At 53.6% G+C, this 25,438-nt stretch carries 22 protein-coding genes, 2 pseudogenes and 1 CRISPR repeat array; of the genes and pseudogenes, 6 read left to right on the forward strand and 18 right to left on the reverse strand.

The annotated features are described in order from the left end of the window. Nucleotides 1-59: 59 nt before the first annotated feature. Together M4I36_RS01690 and M4I36_RS16760 are read left to right on the forward strand one after the other, a co-directional pair. Nucleotides 60-719 (forward strand): hypothetical protein, encoded by a 660-nt coding sequence (locus M4I36_RS01690; RefSeq protein ID WP_258109918.1) that lies wholly within the window; start codon nucleotides 60-62, stop codon nucleotides 717-719. Between the two features lie 396 nt (nucleotides 720-1,115). After that, nucleotides 1,116-1,265, forward strand: a pseudogene (locus M4I36_RS16760) (IS1380 family transposase); the annotation flags it as partial. 3 nt (nucleotides 1,266-1,268) lie between these two features. Continuing rightward, a CRISPR array of direct repeats spans nucleotides 1,269-3,730; the repeat unit is 37 nt; unit sequence GCTTCAATGGGGCCGCAGGTCGAACCTGCGGAGTGAC. An 8-nt stretch (nucleotides 3,731-3,738) separates the two neighbouring features. On the opposite strand, the gene M4I36_RS01695 reads toward M4I36_RS16760, so the two are convergent. The 14 genes from M4I36_RS01695 to M4I36_RS01760 all read right to left on the reverse strand — a co-directional run bounded on the left by M4I36_RS01695 (nucleotide 3,739) and on the right by M4I36_RS01760 (nucleotide 20,447). Continuing rightward, nucleotides 3,739-3,912, reverse strand: coding sequence for a hypothetical protein (locus tag M4I36_RS01695; RefSeq protein ID WP_258109919.1), 174 nt, complete (start codon nucleotides 3,910-3,912; stop codon nucleotides 3,739-3,741). A 249-nt stretch (nucleotides 3,913-4,161) separates the two neighbouring features. Continuing rightward, a complete protein-coding gene (csb2, locus tag M4I36_RS01700) occupies nucleotides 4,162-5,850 on the reverse strand; it encodes a type I-G CRISPR-associated protein Csb2 (protein ID WP_258109920.1) in 1,689 nt (562 codons plus the stop codon). Nucleotides 5,851-5,861: 11 nt separating this feature from the next. Then, the gene (gene cas7g / locus M4I36_RS01705; protein WP_258109921.1) at nucleotides 5,862-6,812 is read right to left on the reverse strand and encodes a type I-G CRISPR-associated RAMP protein Csb1/Cas7g; all 951 of its coding nucleotides are present in this window, start codon (nucleotides 6,810-6,812) and stop codon (nucleotides 5,862-5,864) included. Nucleotides 6,813-6,815: 3 nt separating this feature from the next. Next, on the reverse strand, nucleotides 6,816-9,074 hold the full coding sequence (cas8g1, locus tag M4I36_RS01710; protein ID WP_258109922.1) for a type I-G CRISPR-associated protein Cas8g1/Csx17: 2,259 nt from the start codon (nucleotides 9,072-9,074) through the stop codon (nucleotides 6,816-6,818). Further along, nucleotides 9,071-11,794 carry a type I-G CRISPR-associated helicase/endonuclease Cas3g gene (cas3g, locus tag M4I36_RS01715; protein ID WP_258109923.1) on the reverse strand — a complete coding sequence of 908 codons (2,724 nt, stop codon included), beginning with the start codon at nucleotides 11,792-11,794 and terminating at the stop codon, nucleotides 9,071-9,073. Before cas3g ends, cas8g1 begins: the two co-directional genes overlap by 4 nt. Before the next feature lie 265 nt (nucleotides 11,795-12,059). Then, the gene (locus M4I36_RS01720; protein WP_258109924.1) at nucleotides 12,060-12,677 is read right to left on the reverse strand and encodes a DedA family protein; all 618 of its coding nucleotides are present in this window, start codon (nucleotides 12,675-12,677) and stop codon (nucleotides 12,060-12,062) included. Between the two features lie 214 nt (nucleotides 12,678-12,891). After that, on the reverse strand, nucleotides 12,892-13,512 hold the full coding sequence (locus M4I36_RS01725; RefSeq protein WP_258109925.1) for an FMN-binding negative transcriptional regulator: 621 nt from the start codon (nucleotides 13,510-13,512) through the stop codon (nucleotides 12,892-12,894). 160 nt (nucleotides 13,513-13,672) lie between these two features. After that, entirely contained in the window at nucleotides 13,673-15,418 is a 1,746-nt protein-coding gene (gene mqo / locus M4I36_RS01730; RefSeq protein WP_258109926.1) for a malate dehydrogenase (quinone), read from the reverse strand. 155 nt (nucleotides 15,419-15,573) lie between these two features. Beyond that, nucleotides 15,574-16,554 carry a hypothetical protein gene (locus tag M4I36_RS01735; protein WP_258109928.1) on the reverse strand — a complete coding sequence of 327 codons (981 nt, stop codon included), beginning with the start codon at nucleotides 16,552-16,554 and terminating at the stop codon, nucleotides 15,574-15,576. 40 nt (nucleotides 16,555-16,594) lie between these two features. Continuing rightward, on the reverse strand, nucleotides 16,595-17,431 hold the full coding sequence (locus M4I36_RS01740) for a HEAT repeat domain-containing protein (protein ID WP_258109929.1): 837 nt from the start codon (nucleotides 17,429-17,431) through the stop codon (nucleotides 16,595-16,597). A 200-nt stretch (nucleotides 17,432-17,631) separates the two neighbouring features. Beyond that, a complete protein-coding gene (locus tag M4I36_RS01745; protein ID WP_179123087.1) occupies nucleotides 17,632-19,089 on the reverse strand; it encodes a recombinase family protein in 1,458 nt (485 codons plus the stop codon). Nucleotides 19,090-19,151: 62 nt separating this feature from the next. Further along, entirely contained in the window at nucleotides 19,152-19,286 is a 135-nt protein-coding gene (locus M4I36_RS01750) for a hypothetical protein (RefSeq protein ID WP_258109930.1), read from the reverse strand. A 288-nt stretch (nucleotides 19,287-19,574) separates the two neighbouring features. Further along, nucleotides 19,575-20,156 (reverse strand): replication-relaxation family protein, encoded by a 582-nt coding sequence (locus M4I36_RS01755; RefSeq protein WP_258109931.1) that lies wholly within the window; start codon nucleotides 20,154-20,156, stop codon nucleotides 19,575-19,577. A 3-nt stretch (nucleotides 20,157-20,159) separates the two neighbouring features. Next, nucleotides 20,160-20,447 (reverse strand): hypothetical protein, encoded by a 288-nt coding sequence (locus M4I36_RS01760; protein WP_079290627.1) that lies wholly within the window; start codon nucleotides 20,445-20,447, stop codon nucleotides 20,160-20,162. Between the two features lie 344 nt (nucleotides 20,448-20,791). On the opposite strand from M4I36_RS01760, the gene M4I36_RS01765 reads away from it, so the two are divergent. Then, the gene (locus tag M4I36_RS01765) at nucleotides 20,792-21,280 is read left to right on the forward strand and encodes a hypothetical protein (protein ID WP_258109932.1); all 489 of its coding nucleotides are present in this window, start codon (nucleotides 20,792-20,794) and stop codon (nucleotides 21,278-21,280) included. 100 nt (nucleotides 21,281-21,380) lie between these two features. Here M4I36_RS01765 and M4I36_RS01770 read toward each other — a convergent pair whose 3' ends face one another. Next, the gene (locus M4I36_RS01770; RefSeq protein ID WP_179123086.1) at nucleotides 21,381-21,533 is read right to left on the reverse strand and encodes a hypothetical protein; all 153 of its coding nucleotides are present in this window, start codon (nucleotides 21,531-21,533) and stop codon (nucleotides 21,381-21,383) included. A gap of 228 nt (nucleotides 21,534-21,761) precedes the next feature. Here M4I36_RS01770 and M4I36_RS01775 point away from each other — a divergent pair, with 228 nt between their 5' ends. Then, the gene (locus tag M4I36_RS01775) at nucleotides 21,762-22,025 is read left to right on the forward strand and encodes a hypothetical protein (protein WP_079290623.1); all 264 of its coding nucleotides are present in this window, start codon (nucleotides 21,762-21,764) and stop codon (nucleotides 22,023-22,025) included. Nucleotides 22,026-22,421: 396 nt separating this feature from the next. On the opposite strand, the gene M4I36_RS01780 is transcribed toward M4I36_RS01775, so the two are convergent. Beyond that, nucleotides 22,422-22,865 carry a substrate-binding domain-containing protein gene (locus tag M4I36_RS01780; protein ID WP_079290621.1) on the reverse strand — a complete coding sequence of 148 codons (444 nt, stop codon included), beginning with the start codon at nucleotides 22,863-22,865 and terminating at the stop codon, nucleotides 22,422-22,424. 115 nt (nucleotides 22,866-22,980) lie between these two features. On the opposite strand from M4I36_RS01780, the gene tnpA reads away from it, so the two are divergent. Together tnpA and M4I36_RS01790 are read left to right on the forward strand one after the other, a co-directional pair. Then, nucleotides 22,981-23,358 (forward strand): IS200/IS605 family transposase, encoded by a 378-nt coding sequence (tnpA, locus tag M4I36_RS01785; RefSeq protein ID WP_079290751.1) that lies wholly within the window; start codon nucleotides 22,981-22,983, stop codon nucleotides 23,356-23,358. Nucleotides 23,359-23,545: 187 nt separating this feature from the next. Continuing rightward, nucleotides 23,546-24,316 (forward strand): annotated as a pseudogene (locus tag M4I36_RS01790) (IS3 family transposase); the annotation flags it as partial. 166 nt (nucleotides 24,317-24,482) lie between these two features. Here M4I36_RS01790 and M4I36_RS01795 read toward each other — a convergent pair. Both M4I36_RS01795 and M4I36_RS01800 read right to left on the reverse strand, forming a co-directional pair. Beyond that, entirely contained in the window at nucleotides 24,483-24,746 is a 264-nt protein-coding gene (locus tag M4I36_RS01795; RefSeq protein ID WP_079290616.1) for a LacI family DNA-binding transcriptional regulator, read from the reverse strand. A gap of 275 nt (nucleotides 24,747-25,021) precedes the next feature. Next, nucleotides 25,022-25,354, reverse strand: coding sequence for a hypothetical protein (locus tag M4I36_RS01800; RefSeq protein ID WP_079290614.1), 333 nt, complete (start codon nucleotides 25,352-25,354; stop codon nucleotides 25,022-25,024). Nucleotides 25,355-25,438 lie beyond the last annotated feature (84 nt).

Below are 25,438 nucleotides of genomic sequence, written 5' to 3' on the forward strand. Positions count from 1 at the left end.
CTAAGAAGACGGAAGGATGATGGGCGCTAGTCTACAAGAACCTACGAGGAGTGGTCACGATGCAAAAACGACTGTGGGGAGTTAGCGCAGCTGCGCTGGCGTTGACGGGCTTGACCGTGACGGGGTGTGGGACTGCCCCAGGCGACACTTCATCCTCATGGGCCAAAGTATCTCTAAAATACATTACCAGTTGCACTTCAGAGAAAAAAACGCGACCGCACAGTATACAAAAGAACGTAGGTAGTCTGCAATTGAATTCAAGGGTAGTTGCAAAAGACTTTCCCACTAGAGGGAAGGCACTTCATTACATGAGTAGTATTTTCGAAAAAACATACTTAGGAAATATTATGGACAACAGATTCTTCAGAGAAAAGTTCCCTGAATTTAACCTTGGATATGGCATAAGGGCACAGTCAGGTGGTGGCCTTGGACATAGTGGGTATATGTGGAAGTACCAGACATGGGGATTTGAGATAAATGCTTTGAAAGGGGATACGGGAAATCTTACACTGGCTAAGAAATTAGTAAAATATTGCGAACAGCATTATACACATCGCAAAGAAACGACAGGCTTATTCCTCGTCAATGACCATGACAACCCACACAGCAAATATGTTTATCAAGATATAATTGTATGGGTCATGAATACAACATGTTACGAATATATATCTCATGATACTCCACTGAATGTTTTAAAAGCAGCCAAAGGGATTATTTAACATTAATTAGCAAAAATTAATTATTCCCTGAATCCGTGACATAAGTATTTGAAATCTCTCGAAAGCAATAGAATGATGAAGTAAAATGAGAGATCGGGAGATATTCCGGATTATCCGAATTCACCAATGAGGTGATCTCTTGCGCTTCATCATCGAACAGTCTGATGAGACCATTTCTACACATTCCGACCTGTCCCTTGTGGGACTGCTGTTGGATAAAACCAATTCAGTAAGAAGATTGAACGAAACTACCATACCTGGGATCGGTGCTCCCGACATTTCCAACCGTGACGTCGCCTAATCATACCTAGGTTTACTCTGCCAAGACAAAAGTGACTTTGACCACATTGTGCCTTTCCGCGCAGACGAATTCTCCTTCGCTGCGTTGCTAATTGACACGCTCCTATTTTTGCTTACCTTGGCCTTGAGGGCTATGGCGTACACGTCCATCTTCGAGAAGGAAGCACGCATTGCCAAAAGGGTACAGCTGAGTTTCTGGCCGAAAGTATTCGCTATGCCCAAAGCATCACCTCCTTTGGAATCTTGGATGCTTCAATGGGGCCGCAGGTCGAACCTGCGGAGTGACGGAGTGACCTACGCCATCTACACACCCGACAGAGACCTTCAATGGGGCCGCAGGTCGAACCTGCGGAGTGACAAATGCGCCGTAAAACCGCTGCCTTTAGGCATGGGGAGCTTCAATGGGTCCGCAGGTCGAACCTGCGGAGTGACAAACGCCGAGATCGGCATCAAACCCATCGCTAAAGCGCTTCAATGGGGCCGCAGGTCGAACCTGCGGAGTGACGGCGTAGCGGATGCTGCCAAGCGTCGAAGGCTGCTGCTTCAATGGGGCCGCAGGTCGAACCTGCGGAGTGACCATGCAGTGAAAAGAACACTAATGTTTTACAATTCCATGCTTCAATGGGGCCGCAGGTCGAACCTGCGGAGTGACCGTACGTCGACACGATGGCGGAGTCGGCGATGGCTGCGCTTCAATGGGGCCGCAGGTCGAACCTGCGGAGTGACCCATTATGTACATAACATATCCAATTATCCCTAGGATGCTTCAATGGGGCCGCAGGTCGAACCTGCGGAGTGACCCGCACAGCAGTATAGAGTTATGCTGGTGCATCTGCGGGCTTCAATGGGGCCGCAGGTCGAACCTGCGGAGTGACGACACAAAACGTGCGGAGTGGTGCGAATGGAGGAGCTTCAATGGGGCCGCAGGTCGAACCTGCGGAGTGACTATAAACGCCAAGTTTGGCATGTCAAGTAGTCTGGAGGCTTCAATGGGGCCGCAGGTCGAACCTGCGGAGTGACTCTGGTCTCGATAGCGTTTATTTTTTGGCTTATCACACGCTTCAATGGGGCCGCAGGTCGAACCTGCGGAGTGACAGCCGAGTGCATTTTTAAGGGGGGATCGTCGTGTTGCTTCAATGGGGCCGCAGGTCGAACCTGCGGAGTGACTTAGAGCGCTTCTTCGCGCCGCAGCTCCAGGCGCAGCTTCAATGGGGCCGCAGGTCGAACCTGCGGAGTGACCGGTCGGCAGGGGGTTTTTGTGAGGTTGGTCTCTAAGCTTCAATGGGGCCGCAGGTCGAACCTGCGGAGTGACTTCGCGCTGAATGGCGCGGACGACGATACAATCGACGCTTCAATGGGGCCGCAGGTCGAACCTGCGGAGTGACGTCCTCAATGCGCTGGAGTCTGCGATCCATCTCGGGCTTCAATGGGGCCGCAGGTCGAACCTGCGGAGTGACAGCATTGCAGCCGCGATATCTCCCATTTCCTCCGGTGCTTCAATGGGGCCGCAGGTCGAACCTGCGGAGTGACGCGGCGTGATGCCGTTGGCCGTGGTCACGGACCTCGCGTTGCTTCAATGGGGCCGCAGGTCGAACCTGCGGAGTGACTGGTTTGGATGAGCTCGGTTGCCGCTGCTAAATCGGCTTCAATGGGGCCGCAGGTCGAACCTGCGGAGTGACCCTTAAGCCAATCCTCGTAGGTAGCGTACCCCTTTGAAGCTTCAATGGGGCCGCAGGTCGAACCTGCGGAGTGACTGCACGCCTTGACCTCTACCGTTACACTCGCTGGGCCTTGCTTCAATGGGGCCGCAGGTCGAACCTGCGGAGTGACTACTGATGGGTGATCGCGCCTACGGTTGGCTGGGCGCTTCAATGGGGCCGCAGGTCGAACCTGCGGAGTGACAACAGGCCAAGCACCGGATCGAGTAGTCTTCCTGAACGCTTCAATGGGGCCGCAGGTCGAACCTGCGGAGTGACGGCCTCCCTATCGATCTTGCAGCACATATACCGCATGCTTCAATGGGGCCGCAGGTCGAACCTGCGGAGTGACTAGGCACGTAAACTATCTCCCCTCTTGCAATAAGGCTTCAATGGGGCCGCAGGTCGAACCTGCGGAGTGACCCCCACAAGATTATCACTCCCAAGAGTCATTATCCGCTTCAATGGGGCCGCAGGTCGAACCTGCGGAGTGACGAAAATGCCACCCCGAAAAGGCGACCATTACGTAGTGCTTCAATGGGGCCGCAGGTCGAACCTGCGGAGTGACGGAAAACGAGTATCTTGTGGTGAGCGGACAATTAACGCTTCAATGGGGCCGCAGGTCGAACCTGCGGAGTGACGATATCGAAGTTTGGGAAGCTTTGGATCAGATCGAGGGCTTCAATGGGGCCGCAGGTCGAACCTGCGGAGTGACTGGGGTGCTGTACGTCACGCAGCGCACGCAGCGCATCCCGCTTCAATGGGGCCGCAGGTCGAACCTGCGGAGTGACACAGGCTGCCATTGTTCGGCATCGTGCCGGTCTGAGTCGCTTCAATGGGGCCGCAGGTCGAACCTGCGGAGTGACTCCTGATTAGTTGTTCGGTGGTTTTTGTTTCTATACTGCTTCAATGGGGCCGCAGGTCGAACCTGCGGAGTGACTTTACCATGGGGATACGATGGCGGACGTGGTGACGGCGCTTCAATGGGGCCGCAGGTCGAACCTGCGGAGTGACGGCTCGCGCTACACGCCGCCAGTGGCGCTCTGCTTCAGGCCAAAAACGCGAACCACTCGTCCAATTGCAAATCCGGCAAAGCGACTCCATGTCTCGATCCCGGTGGACGCCTGGCCTACCTGGGATTTCTGGAATCGCGAAACCCCCGTATTTATGCTATCACTTGTGGTTCGCGTTGTCATGGCACGGTTCTCCTCTATCAACAAATTCTTTCGACCAACGGCACACGCAGAAGTTTGAGCTGTATTCGCACGAACTAACTTTCTCATCAGTACTACCGTTTCGTCTTATGAGGTTTCATTTAACCGAAATAACCTGTTGGCCCCTTGATGACAGCATCACGATGAATCGTACCTGCACAAACACGTTCTTAGCAACTCCAAATGCACCCTGTTGCTCAAGAAAACGGGTCCACGACTCGGACGAATCATTCACATAGAATCGGCGGCTGTGGCATGGTCTGTCTGTCCGGCAGGGACAAAGAGTCCGAGACCAAAGTGGCAGTGCGACCCAAGAGCAAGTGGCCCTTGGACCATCTCCGAAAACTCCAATTCCCAAAAAGTACCACGTGTGTCGGGCAACTGCTGCCTCTTCGACCGCCTCTCTCTTCGAAATTCGCTAACCTCATAGCGACGGCCGCGAATGTCCACAGACGGTTTCAATTCCATGTGTATCGGTCGCGGAAGCCCCCGCAGCATGAGTTCGCGGACAATTTGTTCGTCTGCTGAAAATTTCCCATTCCTTTTCTTATGCCAAGGGTGTAGATATGGCGTTTGAGACACCCATCGTCGGCTACGTGCGAGCAGGGGAATTTCGCCTTGCGAAAACACAGAAGAAGCTTTTTCAAGACTGCCTCTCTCACCGTGAACAAACAAACCTTCAAGAAAGAGGTTCCATCGTTTTACCTGGCCCGGCCACCATGCAGGAGACCAGAGTTCTGACATTCCGCGAATCGCTTTCTCCAACACGGGCGTAAAAACATCGACAGAAGAAATGACGATATGGTCAATTTTCCCATCACAATCTGCGTCTTCCGGTAAAATGAACAGATGTTGGTGCCCCCGCAAACTGAGAGATCCATCCTCTTCCCGCCCCGACACTACCGTCGGCGCTCCTTCACCGCAGCGGCTGAGCAGTGCAAGATGGCAGATGTCCGCTACATCGACGGTTTCGGTAATCGATGGCGCCACTACGCCATGCAATGCAAAGCGTGCCACATTGTAGGAAGTCCGTCTTGCAGACGTTTTTTGTGCGAGTTGTGCTGTACGCACGGCTTCCGTCCTCTCCTCTAGTTGTGGCCTCACATACATAGCCCATTTCGATCCCGGTGGTTCCAACCGCTGTTGCTGTCCTAAATCGTTGGTCTCAATGCAGAGCGCTCCGAACAAATCTGTAGGCAACTCCGTCGCTGCATTGCGATGGCGTGCTGATGACCTACCTCGCCCTCGATTCCCCTCGGCTGACGCTTCCTGCTCTCGCTTTGTATCCTCAGCGTTCTTCCACTCTTGATATTGATTGACCGTCATCGGTGTTAGAACCTTGGTCAATTCCCCTTCGGTGAGTCCGAAGCCAGACGGTCCGTAGCCCTCCGCACCGCGTAGTCCTTGTTCCGTTCCGCTAACCATAAAAAGCGGTGCACAATTGATGTCTAGTTGCTCGCTAGGCAATTCCTGCAACAACTTTGCTATGACTGTGCTCTCTGCGCGTCCTAAATAAGTGAGCCGGTCGAGCAGATAGTCGAGTAACTTCCGATGCTCTTCCGTCAGGCTGAGGTTTGGCCAATGTACCAGAATTGCGCTGTCTTTCGACATTTTTAAAAACCCATCGTAAACCAAAGTGGTCTTACCAATCTCACCGACTGGCATGTAATGCCGCTTATTACTGTGTACGGCGGCTGGCAGCGAATAGACGGGAGGTTCTTCAGACAGCGAGTGCATCAAAGCACGAAAATCGGATTCTGCAAAGTGGTCGTAACCCGCCTTACGATACCAAACGGCAATCAATGAGCGAAGAATTCGCCATGGGGAGGGCGGCCACTCCACGTCAGCCTCATTCACATGCCGCTGCCACGGTGTAGCATGGTACATTCCATTCACGAAACGGAATTCTATCGTCAGCATGACGGATCACCTCACTTTTTGCTGTAGCGGACCACCAGTGGTTCAGCAAATTTACCCTGGCTCTTCAAGGAGTCAATATATTGAGGGATGAGGTTCTCCAATTCCTCAAGACTTGGCAATTGGAGGCCAGACGGTTGCGTGACCTGCAAAGGACTCGAAGAAAAATCACAAGCCGTTCTGAGTCTGAGTCCGTCTTGAAGGAAACGCCGGATTTTGAAAAGAGAAAAGAGCACAAGAAATTCTTCTGCAGTTTCTCCCAGTCCGAAGGAACAAATTTGTGCCAAATCGAGGTTGAAGTAAGCTACCACGCGCTCCGCCGTATAATCCTCACGATGGAAAGGTACGTTGCCGAACCCCTTCGAAGTGTCACCGCTCGGGTTTACTGTGTCATTCTTGACTCCACCGTGCTGAACTACTTTGACATCTTCCGCCTCAATGAAAGAAGACAGTACGCGCGGCAGTCTCAAGCGCCCGCCTGCAAGTTCTTTTTTTGCCAAAAAGAGACCATGCAACAACGCATTCGTGTCATGGCGAAAGACAACACTGGCAAACTTCCGCAGATCCACCGGGCCTTGTTCAAAATCGACCAATTCCCTCTTCAACAAATCGAAGACACTGCGGTCCGCGCCTTCTAAAATGTACGGAGAATTGAGACGGTGCGCTTCCAAGACGGAATTTGTCAGAGGACCGCCGTCTTCACTGACGACTTTCACGAGTGGTAATCCGCGCAGTGGGGCGACCCAATTGTTCTCATTCAAATCCCAACACACATTTTCGAGACGATTAGCCATACTCTGGGCGGATTCGACGAGCAGCATGCGCCGTCCACCATCGGGACTATCGTACTCAGCTGCTCCTAAATCAGGAAATCCAGTGGGTTGAAAGCGAGTGCCCTGCACTGGTTTCAATTCCGCCTCCATCAGTAATCTTGACGCGCCTCTCCAAGCAGTATAGGAATTCATGTATCATCTCTCCTCGGTCGTATTTTGTCTTTCCATCAAACGGCGGTACAGTGAGCCTAAGTCGTGCATAGCCAGCGGAAAAACCAGTGCTGCTCCGCATCGACGTCCCGAAACGAATGGAGATTGCACCTGCCCATGTTTTGGCACCAGTCCGCTAATCACGAGCCGTCTTGTAGCCAATTGAGCAGCACGCTCTACCCCTGCAGAACGGTCAGTCGCCAGGAGAAAAAGAATTTGCTTTGGAAATTGGACCGGCACGTCTTCAGAGCGCTCTGCCAAGGCGTTGAGCATACCATTCGGTACACTCGTGAGCCGTGTCACCGCGTACACATATGGCAACACAGTAGAACCATCTCGTGAATGACTCTGTAAAGAGACTCGCTGTGCGGAATCATCACGTCTTCGCAAGACACCTCCGGCGGACAGCGGCAGCGCGCCCCACAAAAAGTCTGCCAGACGCTCTTCGTTTACTTTCCCTTCCAAAAAGGCTTGCACGGCAGGAAGGCTTGCGGTCTGGGCTCCCCAAAAGGGTTTGGCAACGTAGTCGGACAGTTTTCGAGAAAATCTGCCGTCCCTGCCGCGCTCTTTATCATCTTCTCCGGCCCATGTCCCATCGGGTGATTCTCTGTCCTTTAATTTCGACTCGGCATCCATCATACGTCTCTCCATCAGGCGCAATAGGTTCCGAGAGACGTCTCCTGACTTCCATATCAATCGAGGACCAGCAAATTTATCCCAACCCCGTGCTGAAGACGGATCGACTGGAGAGAAGTAAGCACGAAGTTGGGGCAGCCCTTCCGTGTACCACGATGCGACGGAAATAGCTAATTCCCATTCGTACGACCTGTCCGCCGCCTTGACCGTCCATTGCGGATTGCGTAGAGTTAGCGGTCGAATGATGTCTCGCGCTGCTGGAGAATGTGCGAGTAATCGCTCAATGCGCCCAATCATCACCAAGACATCTTGAACGCGCCTCGGCCCACCTGAGACACAGAGACGAAAAATAGCTTCTCGTAGAGCACGGTAAGCACTCTTAAACGACCCAATGTCCGTCCCACGAGAGAAGTCGGACAGTTGGTCGAGCCAACGAGACTGGTCCAGGTCATTGAGTAACTCCGCCTCTGGCTGCACTTTGACTTGAAGTCGATTCAGTGGCACCGCCAGATACATGTTCCCTGAGCGTTGAGCAAACGAGAAGCGTTGAAAGCTGTCGATACCTCTGTCCACCGCAAGCGTGGCGCACGCTCGCGCAAAGTCCACGCCGTCTCGCGCTGGCCTGTTCCCCACATGGACTCGTCCTTCTTGAAAGAGATATCCCAGTTCTCGGAACGTTGCGGGTTGCGACCAGAGCGGCATCCACATTTCCGCCCTTTGTTTCGACTCACTGATATCGGCGATGCTTCCAGACCCCACGCTCGATGGGTACACGGTAAACGGATAGCTGAGAACCGCTGTACGGCCCGTCTCTAAACGCTTGACAGCGGCCGCTGAAAAGGTGAGCGCACCTTCTAATGCCAACACATACTCCCACGGATTCGCGAAAAATGAGCCTTCAAAACCAGCCTTCGCGTTTGGTCCGCCACCGCCTCCTGGATGAAATTGACCCGGCGCAGACTTTAGCAGGTGTCCAGTTGACTCGCCGAACAACGCTCCGTTCAACCACTCCTGACTGTGGAGCGTCGGCTCCCCAGTGTTCGTATCCATCAATCGGACTACGTGTTGCATAAAATTGTTCGTGAATTCTAAGCGACCGTCATTTCCACCCGTCCCGAGAAGCGGGGGATATTTGGGACTGTTCGACGTCAGCACGACGGCTGCATCCAACCATTCCACCGCCTCATCCGGCCACCAACTGCGGCACAGTTCGAGCAGTTCGTCTTTGCGTTCTTTTGGTTGCTCAGTCAGGTGCAGACGAGACACAAATTCTAATGTTTTGAGAATGGTTTCACGGTAGGCTTGGAGCCTGCCTGCAGTCGAAGACAAGATTTCCTGCAACGCCTCTTGAGTATCCTTAGGATAAAAACCGCTGCCCCCGTTCCATGGAGCACAGACAGGCGTTGGCCGATACTTTTCAGTGAGGAACGACACCAAATCTTGGCGCGTCAACGTCGACTTCAGGTGGAACTCGTTGTTTACCCAATATCCTTGCGCCTCGGAGTCCATCTGTTCCGACACGAGACGAAGCACTGCCAAAGCCCGAAGATAACCGGAGAGCGGAGACGGATTGCATCCAGACAAACATAGGTCGATGGACGTCGTCACTTGGTTTCCCCTCCTTCTGCCGCCGAAGCTCTCCAATCGGCTACACGCAGAATCGTTTCTAACCACGCCAACCGAAATGGTCCTAAATCATGAAGAAGGGCCAGGACGCCTTCCAACCAACTCGGTTCATCCTCTACACTGCTCTCTCCGACAGCCTCCCCGCTTGGCCACACTCGTCCTAGTGTCATCCACCGCAGGGACAGTTCCACGGGGGCTAGAACCATATGACTGTCTGGAGAGAATTCGGGGAGAGTGTCCCCTTCCCACACTCCCCTCGCGAACAAGGGGGGACTCGCCATTCGTTCATCCTGAGGCAATCCTGTTGGCATTTTCGCAGTGGGCACCTCTTCGTTCGGCAGAGAACGTATGGTGACGCGAACTTTTCCGTGATGTGCTGCGATGAGGTAAGCGACCAAACGACGGTAACGCATGTCTGCTGCGGTGTTGGACGAAGTGGACACTAAATATGCGAGAGCCGACGCAAGTTCATGTCGAAAAGCACGCATTCTCTTTGGCGAAATCGTTCTTGATTCTGGAGGGAGCTCTGTGCCTCTATTGGGTGAGGTACCGGCAGACTGCCTTTTCCCTACTGAAACCCCACCCATAATCTGCGACAGTCTGTTGCCCGTGCTCCAGTCCCCGCTTTTGGCCAACAATACCGATTGCCAAGGGCTGGTTGCATCGAGCCCCGCTTTTAATTTCATCTGGAATGCTTCATGACTCTTGCCCCAGTCATGCAGGAGAGCCGCCTCCACCACCGCCTTCATGAGTGGCACGTCAGGGAAAGCTTTTTGTAGCAACTTAGCTTGGTCAACCACGTGCTTGGTATGGTCCGCGAGTTCCACGGGTACTCGCACATGCGATGCCATATTGTCTGATTCTCGCGACTCTGCGTCCATCTGTCCCAAATCTTCTTCGCCGGAGGGTGTTGGTACTGCATCCCAACTTTTTCCTACAAAACCCAATTCCGGTGTATATCCGCCCCAAAGCGCGTTGAGCAAGATGGTTTGACCAGGATAGGCTGTATCACCATTGACTTCCTGCCAAGACTCGGTCGCAAAATTCCACGTCCACGCCTTCCTAAGTTGACCTTTGTGCTTGTTCTTGAGGTACTCCCGAAACATACTTCGAGAGACTCTGCAAATTTCGCGACCTGATGGCCGCGGCATTTCCGGACTGGGTGAATCCTCTGAGAATAGCCGCCAGTAGACCTGTACATCAGCGTCCTCGGCGTCTCGTATATAGGGCGAAATGTCAATGTCCAACCCGGACAAATCAGGTGAAGTATCGAACAACTGGAGTAGGTCTTTGCGGCGTATGACTTTGGTCGCATCAGCACCCCCGTCCACTGGAGGTAAATCCACAATCCGAACATTCCGAAGATTGACCAGCTTGTTACGAGCTTCCTGAACATCCGCGACCTGATAAGGACTACAAGCATCCGCATGCAGTTCTACGTCAACAATGTGAACCGAAGGGTGACGACACTCCCCATAGCGATTACAGCGTCCGAACCGCTGCACCATCGAGGTCCATGGCGCCAATTCAGTAATCAGCGTTTCCGCAGACATGTCAATACCCGCTTCAACCGCCTGCGTCGCTACAACGATTACATCGCGCCCACTCAGGTCCCTCAAGACGGCATTCAAGCCGTCACGGTCCTCCATGCGAAATCGACTGTGAACAAGCACCATCTGTTCCTTAGGACGACCAGCCTTCTCCAGTGCGACGTACAAATCTTGAGCTCTCTGGACCCGATTGCATATGACCAAGGTCACGGTCTCTGGGCGGTGATTTACCAACACGAAATCCCGCAACCGTTCGACATAAGCAGCCAATCCTTTGCCTGATGCCTCACCGGCGGCCACCTTGATGGGCGCCATTGTGCAAGGTTTGTCAGCTTCCAACTTATCTCCTGCGCAAATTTTGTCCTCCGCGCTCAGCCGAAGAATAGTGGAGGAGGCGACCGTCTGTGCGTAGTCGACCGTCGCCAGCCATTCTTCGCGAAATGTAGCAGACATCCACAGAGTCTTGGCAGGTCCGTAAGTTCCAAACCCATCGCGAAAGGCTTGCAACTGAGCAGTGGTAGCTAGTCCTGTAGACATTAACTGCGGCTCGTCGACCACCCACAAGCAGTCATTGTTGACAAAAGCCGCATGCATGGGCCAGCGAGATCGGCTAAGCCCATACCCCCGAAACAGTGCCCTTGACAAAAGTTGATCTTGGGTTCCTACAAGAATGGCATCGTACTCTGGCTCGACGTCAAATTCTCCGGCAACATCTCCGCCGAGCAATCCATAAACAGGAATCCATGCTGACCGCAACTCCCGTCGCCCGTCCGACGCACCATCTGCAATCTCAAGATGTTTTTCCTCTACAGATGGCTCGTGACTCCTATCCAGCGTCTCGTTCCTTTGTGACCCGTGTGGGCCAAGCCCCACTTGTTGGAGCCAAGACTCGATATTTGCCATGGTCTGGCGCACTAAAGTCCGTTGCGGAAGGCAGTAGATGAGCCTTCTGGGTGTGTCCGCTCGACATTCTGGCGACGCAAAACGTCGGCGCCAAATCCACCCCAACACCACCGCGGCAGTCTTACCCATACCTGTCGGCACCTCCAGCACCAGTGGCCAATCTGCCCCTGAAACTAGAGCCTCTTGATAAGGGTATGGCGGATGACCCATTGCCATAGTAAAGAAATCCCCGAAGCTTTCGAAATCCAATATCAACCCCCCCTTTCCGATTTTTTGCGAAGCATTGTACGTGAAAGGAATGTTTGCCCAATATAGAGAATTACCAAACTGGGCGATGTACGAATCTTATCAGTAAGGCCCGTGCATGTCAAAAACAAATATACTGAACCTCAATTTCAAGCAAAACGTCCTTCGCCTGAAAGGGCCATCTCTCTGTATTCGTGTGATATAATGACGGCCTAAGTGACTGCGTGTCCCATTTGAAGAAGTATCTTTGTGGTGCTTTGAGTTGCGATTACACGTAGTCTTTTCCGCGCTTTGCGCGGCCCCATTTGACATTCCAACGCCACGCAACTATTACGCCTGCGGCCAGGACCAGTCCCACACCTGGCCACAGAAAAGGCCGAACATCTGCACCATACTGCTTCCATAAGACGTCCAAATAGCGCCCTTCCAGCAGATAGATGGCCGCAAACAAAAAAGCACTCGCCGCGTTGACGAGCGTAAACAGAGCAAAATTCATTTTGCTCACACCGGCGAGAAGTGGCACGGCAAGCCTCAGAATACTCACAAACTTGAATACAAACACGGCCAGTTTCCGCCGCTTTCCAAACGCGCGCTCCGCCTTGGCCATTCGTTCTTCCGTCAGGCGTACAAAACGCCCATAACGGTGGACAAGGCGGTAGCCTGGTCCACGTCCGAGCCCATAAGATAGGGTCGATCCGACGATATTCCCAACACTTCCCGCCAAGAACAGTGGTACGAACGAAAACGCGCCTTGTCCCCAGGCGAATCCACAAACCGTCAGAGTCGTCTCAGCCGGAAACGGCGCACCGAGCATCTCGGTGGCCATCATAAAAAAGAGACCGATGTATCCGTATCGGTGGACGAGCGGAAGGATGGCAATATGCATCAATTCGTCCTCCTGCTCTGATGAATATGAATACGCCGTGCTTCCCCTGAGAGCATGCGACGTTGCGGGTCGTTGCATCAGTGCGCACCATGCGGTCATGTCGCATCAGTCGTTACGACGCATCAGACTGTCACCACACATGAGGGCGCGTCTACTGACGACGAGCCTGTGCGAGACGCGGGTGGCAGACGCATCAGGAACCGACCCTGCGCACTTATGCTTGGGGTCTCTTCGTCTGTACGAACCGCTCAATGTTCTCCGCCACCCCGACAGACCCTGCATCCCCGACTTGCCGCAAATGCATGGCCACTCGTTCTTGAACGGCTATGGGCTTGTTCTGACTCAGTTTGGAAGCACCTTGAATATTGGTGATACGAATCTGAAATCCGACAATCTCTTTCATCATGTTGCGGTAGAATGTCTCGCCGGATTGGTCAGGCAATGCCGAATCCGGTTCATGAAAGCGCACTAACTTGTCCAGCATGTCCCGCATCCCATCGTCGTCGAGCACTAGACTACAGCGACCATAGACGTGAACAGCAACATAGTCCCACGTAGGTACGGACTTCGGAATTTGATACCAGGAGGGCGAGATATACGCATGAGGTCCTTGAAAAATAGCCAACACTTCTTGACTAGCGAGATTTTTCCACTGGGGATTGGCTTTCGCCATATGACCCAGTAGTGCCGACTCCGGAGCGTCGTAGTAAAACGGAAGGTGAGTTGCTAAGGGCCCTGATTCTCCTTGACTGACTAGAATCCCAAAATTGTTGGCGCGAATGAATGCAGAAATCTCATCGGGTTGGCTCATTTCGAAAGGCTTCGGCACATACATCCACGTCACTCCTCAGCGGTAGCTGATGATAAGTGCAAAAAAGAACCTCAAGCTCCCGCATAAGCGCAAACCGGAAACTAGAAGTCTTTGGGCGTCCACCAGAGAGAGGTGCGCGTTTGGCACGCACCCCAAGTTATCCATCCTGCGGCAGGACGAGGTCTCACTTGTTCGACGTCATCTCCGTCTCTACTTCCTGGTCGGCCGCTGGTGCGCGTGCGCCGTCTGCCTCGCCATCCACTTCTTGAGCGCTGTCGCCGGCTACTTCCTGGTCGGCCGCCGGTGCGGCCTCGCCCTCTGCCTCGCCATCCCCTTCTTGAGCGCTTTCGCGGTCTATGCTCTCATCCAATTCGCCAGGAGCCTCAATCGCAGTCTGCTCGTCACTTGGCGTGGAAACTTGAATTACTTCATGCTGCACCTGCTCTACGCGAGTCAGTCCAAGTGTCTCCGAGGTCGACCTTTGAATCTCTCGATACAAATCCGGGTTATCCGCCAAGGAGACTCCATAAGACGGAATCATCTCTTTGATTTTCGGTTCCCATTCTGCCATCTGTTGCGGGAAACACCGCTGTAACACATCCAACATGACGTGAACCGCTACGGAAGCGCCTGGTGAAGCACCGAGCAACGCCGCTACGGACCCATCGGCAGCCGTGACCACCTCCGTACCAAACTGCAACGTACCTTTGCCGTGCTCTTCTGTATCCTTAATCACTTGAACGCGTTGACCTGCTACAACCGTGTCCCAATCCTCCATTTGAGCCGTGGGTACAAATTCACGCAACTCTTGGAGACGCGCTTCATCCGACAGCATCACCTGCTGAATGAGATACTTGGTGAGCGACATTTCTTTGACCCCAGCCGCCAGCATGGTCAGCACATTGTTCGGTTTCACCGACTCAATGAGGTCAAGTTTCGATCCGGTCTTAAGAAACTTCGGCGAGAACCCGGCAAATGGGCCAAACAGTAGGGACTGCTGTTTGTCGATGTAGCGTGTATCCAGGTGCGGCACAGACATTGGGGGTGCGCCGACTTTTGCCTTTCCATACACTTTCGCGTTATGACGCTTGACCACTTCCGGATTTTTGCAAATCATGAACAGTCCACTGACAGGGAACCCACCATAGTGTTTCGATTCGGGAATCCCTGTTTTTTGAAGCAGCAGTAAACTTCCTCCACCTGCGCCAATGAAGATAAATTGGGCGGCGTGATATTCTGCTACGCCCGTCTTTAAATTTCGCAATTTCAGTTCCCACATGCCGTCACTGGTCCGGTGGATATCCTCCACACTCGAATTATAATGGAGTTCCACGCCTTGCTGCGCCAAGTTGTCAAACAGCATGCGCGTCAAGGCACCAAAGTTAATATCGGTGCCCGTCTCAATTCTGGTGGCCGCTATTGGCTCAGATGAAGTACGACCGTCCATAATCAGCGGGATCCACTCCATGAGCCTTTCCGGGTTGTCGGAAAATTCCATGCCCTGAAACATAGGGTTATCTTTGAGGGCTTCGTAGCGCCGTCTCAAGAAATCGACATCTTTCTCCCCCTGCACCAAGCTCATATGGGGTAACGGCATAATGAAGTCCTCGGGATTCTGAATCCGACGCGTTTTTACGAGGTATGACCAAAACTGTTTGGACAGTTGGAATTGTGCATTGATATTGATAGCCTTGCTGATATCAATCGATTTGTCCGGTCTTTCCGTGGTGTAATTTAACTCGCAAAGAGCGGAATGTCCTGTGCCCGCATTGTTGAGTTCGTGCGAGCTCTCCTCTCCCGAGCTTGCGAGACGTTCGAACACCTTGATTTCCAAGTGAGGTGCCAGTTCTTTGAGCATCGACCCTAAGGTTGCGCTCATGATACCAGCGCCAATGAGAATAACGTCCGTTTTGGTTGTTGTATGGCTCATTTTTAACCTTCCTCATCGCCCATATTCGATGACGCACTTGTTCTGTACCATCCTCCAGTATACCTTTCAACTGTGCAGATTCCCAGTCGCCGCATCTCGCTCCTCCAAACAAACTCCGAACTTCCCGCAACGGAGTTAAACGGGCAATCACCCGCTCAAGGGCGCCTTTGGCCGCTCGGATAGACGCGCATCGCCACCGCCATCTGCACCGCCTGCAACCCACTATGAAAGCTCGATACCGAGTAATCCGTGTTGCCGTAGGCCCACATGGCAGAAGCGTGATCGCCATCGCCAGCAATGTTTTCGCCGAACACACCATAAGTCTCCGGCAACAGGTGACGATTGAGATAAGCCACAATTTTTTTCGCGTGTTGAACTTCTATCGAAACGGAAGCATCATACACTTCCAACGTCCAGTCGCCTTCGTGCCAGACAACCATCGGGGAATATGGATTCGCAGCGGAAGAATGCTCCTCATAGGCTGCTCCGACCATTCCATGTCCCAAATTGACGGATTGCGACACAGATGGCGGCGGCGTCAGATACGCCGAAGCCATCGAACCCTCCTGATTCGCATAAAGTTCGGATTTCGCAATGGCGGGGGTACTGAAACGGGTCGCACCAAACGAGCCCACAAGGTCCATCTCCGGTAGAGAAGAAAGGTTTGAGCTGTTGAGCGGCACGCTGCTCTCCGTAGCATACAGCACCACACCGTAATTCATCCCGTCACTGGATACCGTCGCCTCCACACCCATGTGCCGAATGGCAGAAAAGGCTTTCGATACCACAGGTGCCATAAGCGGCATGTGTGCGCCATGATGCTGCACATAGACCATCGCGTCTACAATCGATGGTCGAAATGGACCCACTGTTGTTGTCGACACGGCCGGCGTGCCGGACCCAGCAGAAGCCGCCGCCGAACCCTGGTTAGAATCGTTGGCCAATCCGCTCCCGCTCTCCCCTCCACTTTGCCCGGAACTGGTCGTCGCATTCGCGGATTGGGTCGCCGCCAGTCCGCTAGCAGACCCAACAGACGCATTAGACGAATGCGACGTGCTAGCACCTCCACTGGATGCCCCTGCAGAGGTGCTGCATCCGGACAGACACACGATGGCAAATGAGGTAATAGCGCCCATGCCCAAACCTCTTCGAAGCCACTTCGCCACAAAGTCACCCCTATTCTGACAGACTCCAATCAGGGAACTTTTTTTGTATCGCCTTCGTCGCTTTAGCGACAGCTTTCTGTACCGATGTCCTCTTGTCCTGCCTGAGAATGCGAAACACTTCAGGGGCATCCGGCGCATAGCTGGCCCCCGCTGCCGCGCTGAAAACCATCGCCACGTTCCAACGAACCTGTTCGTCCTCTCGCTGCACCCATTCCTGCATCCGTTGAATCACCTTGTCCGGGTAACACTGGATGAGCGAACTACCGATGGCAAACGGGCCAAGATTGTCACGCACATATTTTGACGGATCCGCTATGAGAATTTCCAGCAGGTCCAAGAGCGGATTAGCAAAAGTAGGATTTCTGCTCTGTCCAGCATACATCGCGGCGAGCACAGCGGCACGGCGGATATTCTCCGATGGATGGTGAGCGAATGTGACGAGCGCCGGGTAAAATGCATCAAAGTGGTCGGCCAACACCGCTCCGCAGGCGGAGGCAGCCCATTCACGCACTTCCCAGTTGGAACTGTCCGCCAACGTCTCGAGCATGTTGGCCACGTCTGAAGGATGAACTTCATAACACGGGGCCAACAATGCGGCGCCCACTTCTTCCGCCGTCCAATTCCCACTTTGGCAAAGGCGGATTGCCATGCCATAACCGCGCTCTGGATTCCCCGAATAATGACGCGAAATCCTGCGAATGGCAGCCTGTTTGACCTTTGCCGGAGCCGTGCCGGCATGCTCCGTTACCTGAGATTGCATCGCCGCGACGATACCCGAAACGTCGTCCGCCGCTAACGCCTCATCGAGGTTGCGCATCCATTCCTCCAAAGCCGCAAGTCGCGACACGAAGAGCCCTCCCCTCGACACATTCTCTCTCTAAGCCCATCTCCTTACAAGCGACCGATTCTCTACGTGCACGATGAACGCCAAAGCCCTTTGAGCAGAGCCTAGTGACACAGAAAGGTAGTCAAGAGTTTCTAATGAGCGATACCACGCACTCCACATGTGTCGGGAGGTGGAAAGCAACATATAAGGTAAAACGACCCTCAGAGCGTAAAATTGTAATTGATCTCAACCTGCCCGTCCTCCTGCACTTCGATCCGCTTGATCAGCATCAGCGCCAACTGGCGATCCAAGCGCTCCAGCCTTGCATACTGAGCAATATTGCGCGGCACGGCCTGCTCAGTTTGGCTGGCTTGCTCCAGCCCGTTCAACTCCCGGCGCAGTTCCAGCAACTCGGCTTCAAACCGTTCGAGCGCCGCATGATAGCGATCCTTGTCCCACTCGCCGTCCAGCCACTTATCCTCCGCAGTACTCTTACGCTTTTCCAACTTGGCGATCCGGTCCTTCACCGACTCCACGCGCTTCTTCTCCCGCTTCTTTTGCTGTTCCGATGCCCGGCGGATATCGGCGATTAATCCCTCTGTGTCGACCTGTTCACCCGTCAGCCGTTTCAGCGAATTCAGGATGACCCGCTCCAAATACGTCTCCCGGATCGCATGTCTGCCGCACAAATGCGCTCCCCGTTTCAGGTGCGTGGTGCAGACGTAATGCGTATTCCCGTAGTCGCGTCTGACGCAACTCATGCCTTTTCCACAATCGGCACAAACCAGGAGATGCGTAAACAGGTTCGGTTTCCCCGGCATGTGCTGGATGGAGCGGCGGTTCAATAGCCTCTGGGCGGCTTCAAACAGATCACGCGAGATAAGTGGCGAATGGCTATCACGGAGTACAACCCTTTCCTCCGGCGAGGTTTCCCTCCGTCTCGTGCTTCCAAGCGTTGCGACATGTTCCCGTTGAGCCACAAGATCGCCCACATACGCCGGATTCGTCAGGATGGTGCGGACTGAACTCAGGTGCCAATAGGACGACGCGTTCTTTTGCCCGGAAACCTGGCCGGGGGTTGGGATGCCCCAATCCGAAAGCAGGTTGGCGATACTCTGCATGCCCATCTCGCCGCCGACATACCAATCGAAAATCCGCTGTACCACGGCGGGCGTCTCGTCATCGGCGGGCACCAGCCGCTTGTCGGCCTTCTTGTACCCGTAGGGCGGGATAGATCCGGTGAATTCGCCCCGTTTCGCCCGCGCCTTCTCCGCCATCCGAATCCAGTCGGATGTGGTCTGGCTCGTCATCTGGTAGACCATCGAGTACATCGCCAGTTTGCTTTGCCAGCCGTTCTTCTCGGTATCGATGTCCTCCGACAAGGCGATAAAACGAACGCCCCGTTCCGCCAACTGCGGCACCACCGTGTTCAGCTCTCCGATGCTCCGTCCAAAGCGGCTCAGGGACTTGACCAAGATGACCTGAAACTTCCTCGCCATCGCGTCGCGCACCAGCCGCTGAAACTCCACGCGCTTTTTGAAGCTGGACTGCCGTTCGCTGTAGGTATCGAACAAAATCCACGCGTTGCGCCGGATGAAGTCGTTCAGTCCCTCCTCCTGATTGATCAGCGAGGTGTCCTGTTCCTCAAACACCGTGGACACCCGCACATAGGTTGCCACGTACACGGCCTCCATCCCCCTGTGAAGGGATGAGGTACTGCTCGACGCGTCCTGAGTATACCTCACTTTGCCCCACCTCGGAACAAGGAGGCCAGCCAGATTTTCAGGATTTCGGCCAGGGTGTACTCGCCCTCGAATCGTTCCACAACCCGCCATTCCCGGTCGGGGGTTTTGCACTTTTTGTCGATGCGGCTCATGGAGACATCCACCTCGTTTCGTGAGCAAATAAAAGAAGCCCCAGACACGGGCCAGGTACTTGTTTCATCAGCGGTTTAGGGTATGGGGTGATAGAATCCGGACCGTTTCGCGCCCCTTGCGCGCACGTGACGCAATCAGGGAGTCAATGCATATGGAAATAGGACTGCGACTTTGGGCGCGAACGTGAGGCAAGTGTGCGCGTCAGGGGGCGACAGGCGACAGCGAGGCAAACGGTTGCCGATACCTTGATTTGCGGCGAATTCGCGGGTTTACGGTGGTGGAGTCGTTCATCCTCTTACAAACGGGGGAAGACGGGTTTGCTTCCCGAGTGGCATCATGTCGCGGTATGTGTCGCCGTCGATGTGCGGAAAGTCCCTCAACGATCCCCGGTATTCCCATGGTCCGTTCCAAACCGCTTGCAAAACGCCGTCCGTTTCCATTTGGAGTTCGGAAACGGCCCACATGGCTGGAACCGACTGCCCCTTCAGGCCGCCACCCAACAGGCCCTCCCACAATTCCAGAATCCGCCCGGCACGGTCATCACTCCGGGTGATAAACAGGACATTGGCGGATGGTACGTCGACCCAAAACTTCGGGAGATGGATGGCGTAGTTCCAGAGTTTGTGATACAGCGTCCACGAATGTTCACTGCCCGTGTCGTACTCGACATGAAACACGGCAATGAAGCCATCACCAAATCGATAGGTGCCGATGCCGTCCGGGCGCACGGGTGCCGTCCAACGCTCCTTTGCATCCACGATCGCGTATCGGTCACCGCTGTCGCGCATGCCGATCCACTCCACCAGCCCTTCATTGGATATAGGAAGGCTCTCCGAAATCAACCTCGTGAAAAAACCGTAGAGGTGCACGGCTTAACCGGGCGGGTTGCCCTGCTGTCGAAGGAGTCCTACACGGGTTCCCTTCGTCAGTCCAAACGCAAACGGAAGTCCCTCTTTGGTCAGCACCCACCCCTTCACGTTGTGGCGCAGAAAGGCCAAGCGCATGGGTTGTACCCAGTTCCTCTTTCTCATCTTGCCGAAAGTCTGGTACATGCTGTCCGGCTGATCGTGCAGCAAGGCGCAAAGCTGGTCGACGGTCAGCATCGTGTATCGGTACAAGGCGAGCAGTACCTCCTGTTCATTGTTTCGGGGCGTCAGCAAGGAAGCGGCCTCCTCCTTTCCCTGGCGGGCGGATCGTGTCAATATGTCCCGTGCAGGCAGCTTGGCCTGACCGCGCGGTGTGCGGGTTTTTCGGGACACCGCCCGCTTGTGTTTTGTTCGAGGTTGCGTTCCTCGTTCCGTGCGGAGTCTTGTTCGGAGTTTGGGTCTATTGGGGATGCGTGTTTGAATGGTTCCTTGTCGATTTGCCTGCGGGCAGATTCGGCTGTTTCTGAGAGGGTTGAGGTGCCCGCCGGTTCATCTCTTCGATCTCTCCGTCCACCAAATCCGCTGGGCGGCCATCATGCCGGTCGGAGTACTCGAACGCGCGCTGAATCCACGACTCGTTGTCAACAGAAATGACGTGGGGTGCTCCTTTCATCGGGCGCGCGATTTGGATATATGTCCCTTCGCGGCCGCGCCGGGAAGCCGCGTCCGGCGCAGTGTTTTCGGCGGAGGGATGGCTTCTTACTACTGCGCAAGGCACTCCCCAAGTAGCGGTGCAACCTTCTTCGTATTCGTTCCGCGCTTTCGTGGTCGGTCGGCATCGTTATCTTCGGGCACTCCCTCGTCGTTCGCCGACTTTGCCGGATGTGCTGACCTCCGAGGCGCTGTACATGGCTGCAATGTCTCGGTCCATCTGGTCGGCGGGTCGGCCGTCCACCTTGTCCGAGCGGCGGAGCACAGCCTCGGCCTATTCGACTTTGCCGGCCGGGGCCAGCGGATTGTTCATGGAACGTCCGATTTTCGATGTAGACGCCGCGCAGACGTTCGTGGGCCAGTTCAATCCGCGGGCGAATGCCTCCAAAATCAAAGGATGGCTCTGGATGCGGTAGAAAAAGTCGTATGTGCGCGTGAGCAAATCGCGCTCGACACGCCGTCGGTCTAGGATGCGCACAAACTTCTCTCGCGAATAGAGCGTCCAGTCAAACTGCTTCAGGAACCTTGGAGCCACTCCAGGCGTCTTGGCAGTCCGAGTCCCGCCATCAATTGTACGAATGCATGGGCATAGTTCGGGTCGTAGGATTTAAAATCAGACGGCGGAACGATGCGGTAGAACGTCAAGTCTTTCCTTCTTCGCAGTTTCATGGACAACCTCTCCTCGCAATGGGCATGGTGCGACACTGCTGAAAAATGCAAAGGGCGGCGATCCGAGTCGCCACCCTGCCACAGTATCGTACAGTGTCATGTTACCTCCGGGACACCGGAGCCAGGGTGCCATGACGGTGCCACAACAAAAATTGTGATTGGACTTGCTCATCCTCGCCAAGTGGAGTTAATCTCGGATGCGACGCGTAGGAGAGGTGGAAAAAGCACATGTGCGATTTGACTCTGGCTTTATTGGCAGAAAAGCTGATTGATGACTTCTATGATACAGACGGTCCGTCCATGGGTGGTGCCGGGAACACGGAGGATGACATCAAGGAGCAGTTGAAAGCTCTGGTACCGAAGGACAAATGGAACCTCTTATTTCTATGGGAGGCCCAAACTGCGGAGGCGGGCGGTGAGGAGTTGCGCCGCTTCGCGGTTTTTGTGGCGCGCATGATGCTCGGCGTTACGGACGAGCGAATTCACCGATGAATCCGTCATCACTGTGCGTTGACTTGGCATCCAGGACGCACGGAGTTAATGAACCTCCCTTGAAGAGGAAGCCACAGGGGGGTATCCGCAGGACGACCAGACTTACTTGTCGCACCTCACCATATTAACCCATACGCTTGCATTTCTTGATAGCTGTTTGCGCTGGCACTACCCCGCTTCAGATGCGGCGACTTTGCCTTATCTCGGCCATGGGTGCTAAGATAGTATCGAAAGACCGCTAGGCTCCATCCTCTCACATCTGGTTTCATACATTCCTTAACAAAAATCCCTGCAACCAAAGAATGGGTGGGCTCGTCTATATAGACGTCAGTTCACAGAAACAATTTTTTGATGCACTTGACGTAGATAAAATATCCACGCTGGGGTTAGGAGCCTTTACAAAATAACTTTTTCATCGGAAGCTGGCGCGATCTCGTAATTCCACTCGCCACGAAAGTCGTTGCGCTTCAAATTGACCTGTGCGAGCTCATCGTCTGAGACCTTAATCCCCTTCTCATACTTGTTGGTGTCGAGATCCGACGTAAAAGTCATACGCTGCAGACTAGTTACTGTACCACGAATTCTTTCTATCAGATACGACATTGCCGTAGTTCCCATCTCATAATGCGGTTGGCATACTGTAGTAAGAGAAATCGACTTTACCCGAGCATAGGGCATATCGTCATATCCAACTACGCTGACATCTCCAGGTATGCTGAACCCTTCTTCTTGCAGTGCATCCATGAATCCCATCGCCATAAGGTCATTGGCAGCGAATATCGCTGTTGGATGATCAGATTGTAAAAGCCATCTTTGTGCAAACTGACGCCCACTGTCCATTTTTAATTTCCATGCGCCAGGTCTAAATCCTCCGACTTTAGTCGGACAGCTTTAGCAAGTTCTTTTGACCATCGCGTGTTCAGCAGTTAGGATGGACACAGAGGTGGACCGCATGGTGGATTACCAAACGGGTGGACACTCAGTATACGATATCAAATATCACATGGTGTGGGTGACGAAGTATCGGTATCACGTACTGACAGGAGAAGTAGCGCATAGGACGAGGGAACTGATTCGCCAGTGTTGCATGGCACGGGATATCACGATTATCAAGGGCAGCGTTGGAAAGGATCACGTCCATTTGTTGGTGTCTTGTCCGCCGACAATCGTACCGACGAAGGTCGTGCAGTACCTGAAAGGACGGTCATCAAGGCTGCTACAGGAAGAATTCTCGCATTTGCAAAAGAGGTACTGGGGACAGCATCTTTGGGCAAGAGGGTATTTTTGTGCAACAGTTGGCGCGGTGAATGAAGAGACAATACGCCGAGGATGAAGACAAGAAAAGCATGTCGGTACTCAAAACTCAGCATGAGCAGGAAATGGCAGAACTCTATTCCAAGATTGGGAAGCTGACAACCCAACTGGATTGGCTCAAAAAAAAAGTGGCATCCACCCGGACTAAATCGGAACGGATGCAATGGATCGAGTAGGAGACTCCGCAGGATCCAGATGTTCCGGACTTGCCTATATCCCAGCAGGCGGATCTGCTGAATCTGAACCGCACGAGCCTGTACTACAAGCCAGTGGGTGCTTCAGAAGAGGAAGTGGATCTAAGGCGACGCATCGACGAGATCTACACCGATCGCCCTGTCTCGGGGAGCCGTTATATTACCGCTATTTTACGGCGAGAAGGGTGGGTCATCAACCGAAAACGCGTGAGGCGCAGTATGCGCGAGATGGGGATCGTCGGCGTGTGTCCAGGGCCAAACCTGAGCAAACGCAACCTGCAACATCAGATCTACCCATATCTGCTGCGCAACATCAAGGCCGGCCACTGTAACCATGTGTGGGGGATCGATATCACCTTCATCCGGCTGAAGCATGGGTGGATGTATCTGGTAGCCGTCATCGATTGGTATTCACAGTACGTGGTCAGTTGGCGACTGGAGCAGACACTGGATATCGGTTTTGTACTGGAGGCCACTACGGAGGCACTGGGACAGGCTGTACCAGAGATTTGGAATAGCGACCAGGGGAGCCATTTTACCAGTCCTCAGTACACGGATCTGCTCAAGGCAGCAGGAGTAAAGATCAGCATGGATGGAAAGAATCGCGCTCTGGACAACATCTTCACGGAACGCTTTTGGCGTACGCTGAAATACGAAGAAGTGTATACAAAAGAGTATGCGAATCCCAGAGAGGCGAGGTTGAATATTGGACGGTTTATCCACCGGTACAATCACGAGAGACCTCACCAATCGTTACGTGATCACACACCAGCTGAGATATATATGAAGGGAATGGTGCCGGAGGATCCGATTCCAGTCGTACCCCGGAGAGATGATGTCGTACGAGTGATCGCTTGACAGAGAACTACAGGGGGGGGGGTTAGGCCGAATCCACAGGTATGTGGCTTCGACTACCAAGTCCAGTATGAAGGTGGTGATGAGCCGTCTGTCAAGCCTGGAAAGAGTGCCTTGACAGACTCACTTGAGAGTAGCTTAGCAGAGGGAAAAAGATTGTCTTGACAAACGGGGCCACCTTACCTTGGGCAATCGGACTGGGGTGATAGTCAAGCTTTTGAATGACCTCCTCAACCAGTTTACGTGTGGACGGTTTGACATTGGGATGCTTTGTTAGAACCCGCGATACCGTTGAACGAGAGACTCCAGCAGCACGCGCAATTTCATTGATGGTAAAAACGCCTTGACCTTTTTCCACTTCATCATCTCATTTGCTGGTTTGGGAGCGGTCCCAAAACCTCTTTGAAAATTATAATATGATTCCACTGCGAAAACCCCTCGCGCGGAACATGACTCACAGCAATGAGCGGGTTTCAATCGATTCCAAGGAAATACGAGTGAAATATTCGTCCGATTTCGAGAGAAAGCCACTTTAAAATGGAGTTTGGGCGCAGCATAGGATCGGACTATCCTGAACTAAGGGGTTTTCGCAGTGGAATCAATATGCTATCTATCACCTGTCAACCAAATTATTCAGATTTGTCGTTCGTCAGTGAAAATGTCACTATGGACAAGGGGATTGTCCTGAGTTATCCAGTCAGACCAAGCCGACTCACACCGATGCAGCAGGTACTTGCTCCGATAGCCCCGTTCCATGACGACACACAGCCGATCGGATACTTTCTGACGCCAGGACCAGCTCCCAAACGAGGTCGAGCTTGCTGGCGAAAACGGCGTACGAAGCCCATCTGGATGCAGACAGACTCCGTCCGTGGTTCCATACTTACTGTCGTCGATCTCAAACCTCTTCGCACCCCTCGGATACTCCGGTTTTTGAACGATGAAGTTGATTCGCAAAACTTCCACCCGGCGTGTCTCCTTCTGCTCACTGGATAAACGCGCATAACGAACCCAAACAGGGAGGCAGTATACTGAATGTTGTCTGTTCTG

The organism is Alicyclobacillus sp. SP_1 (genome assembly GCF_024706985.1).
In the GTDB taxonomy this organism is placed as follows: Bacteria; Bacillota; Bacilli; order Alicyclobacillales; family Alicyclobacillaceae; genus Alicyclobacillus_I.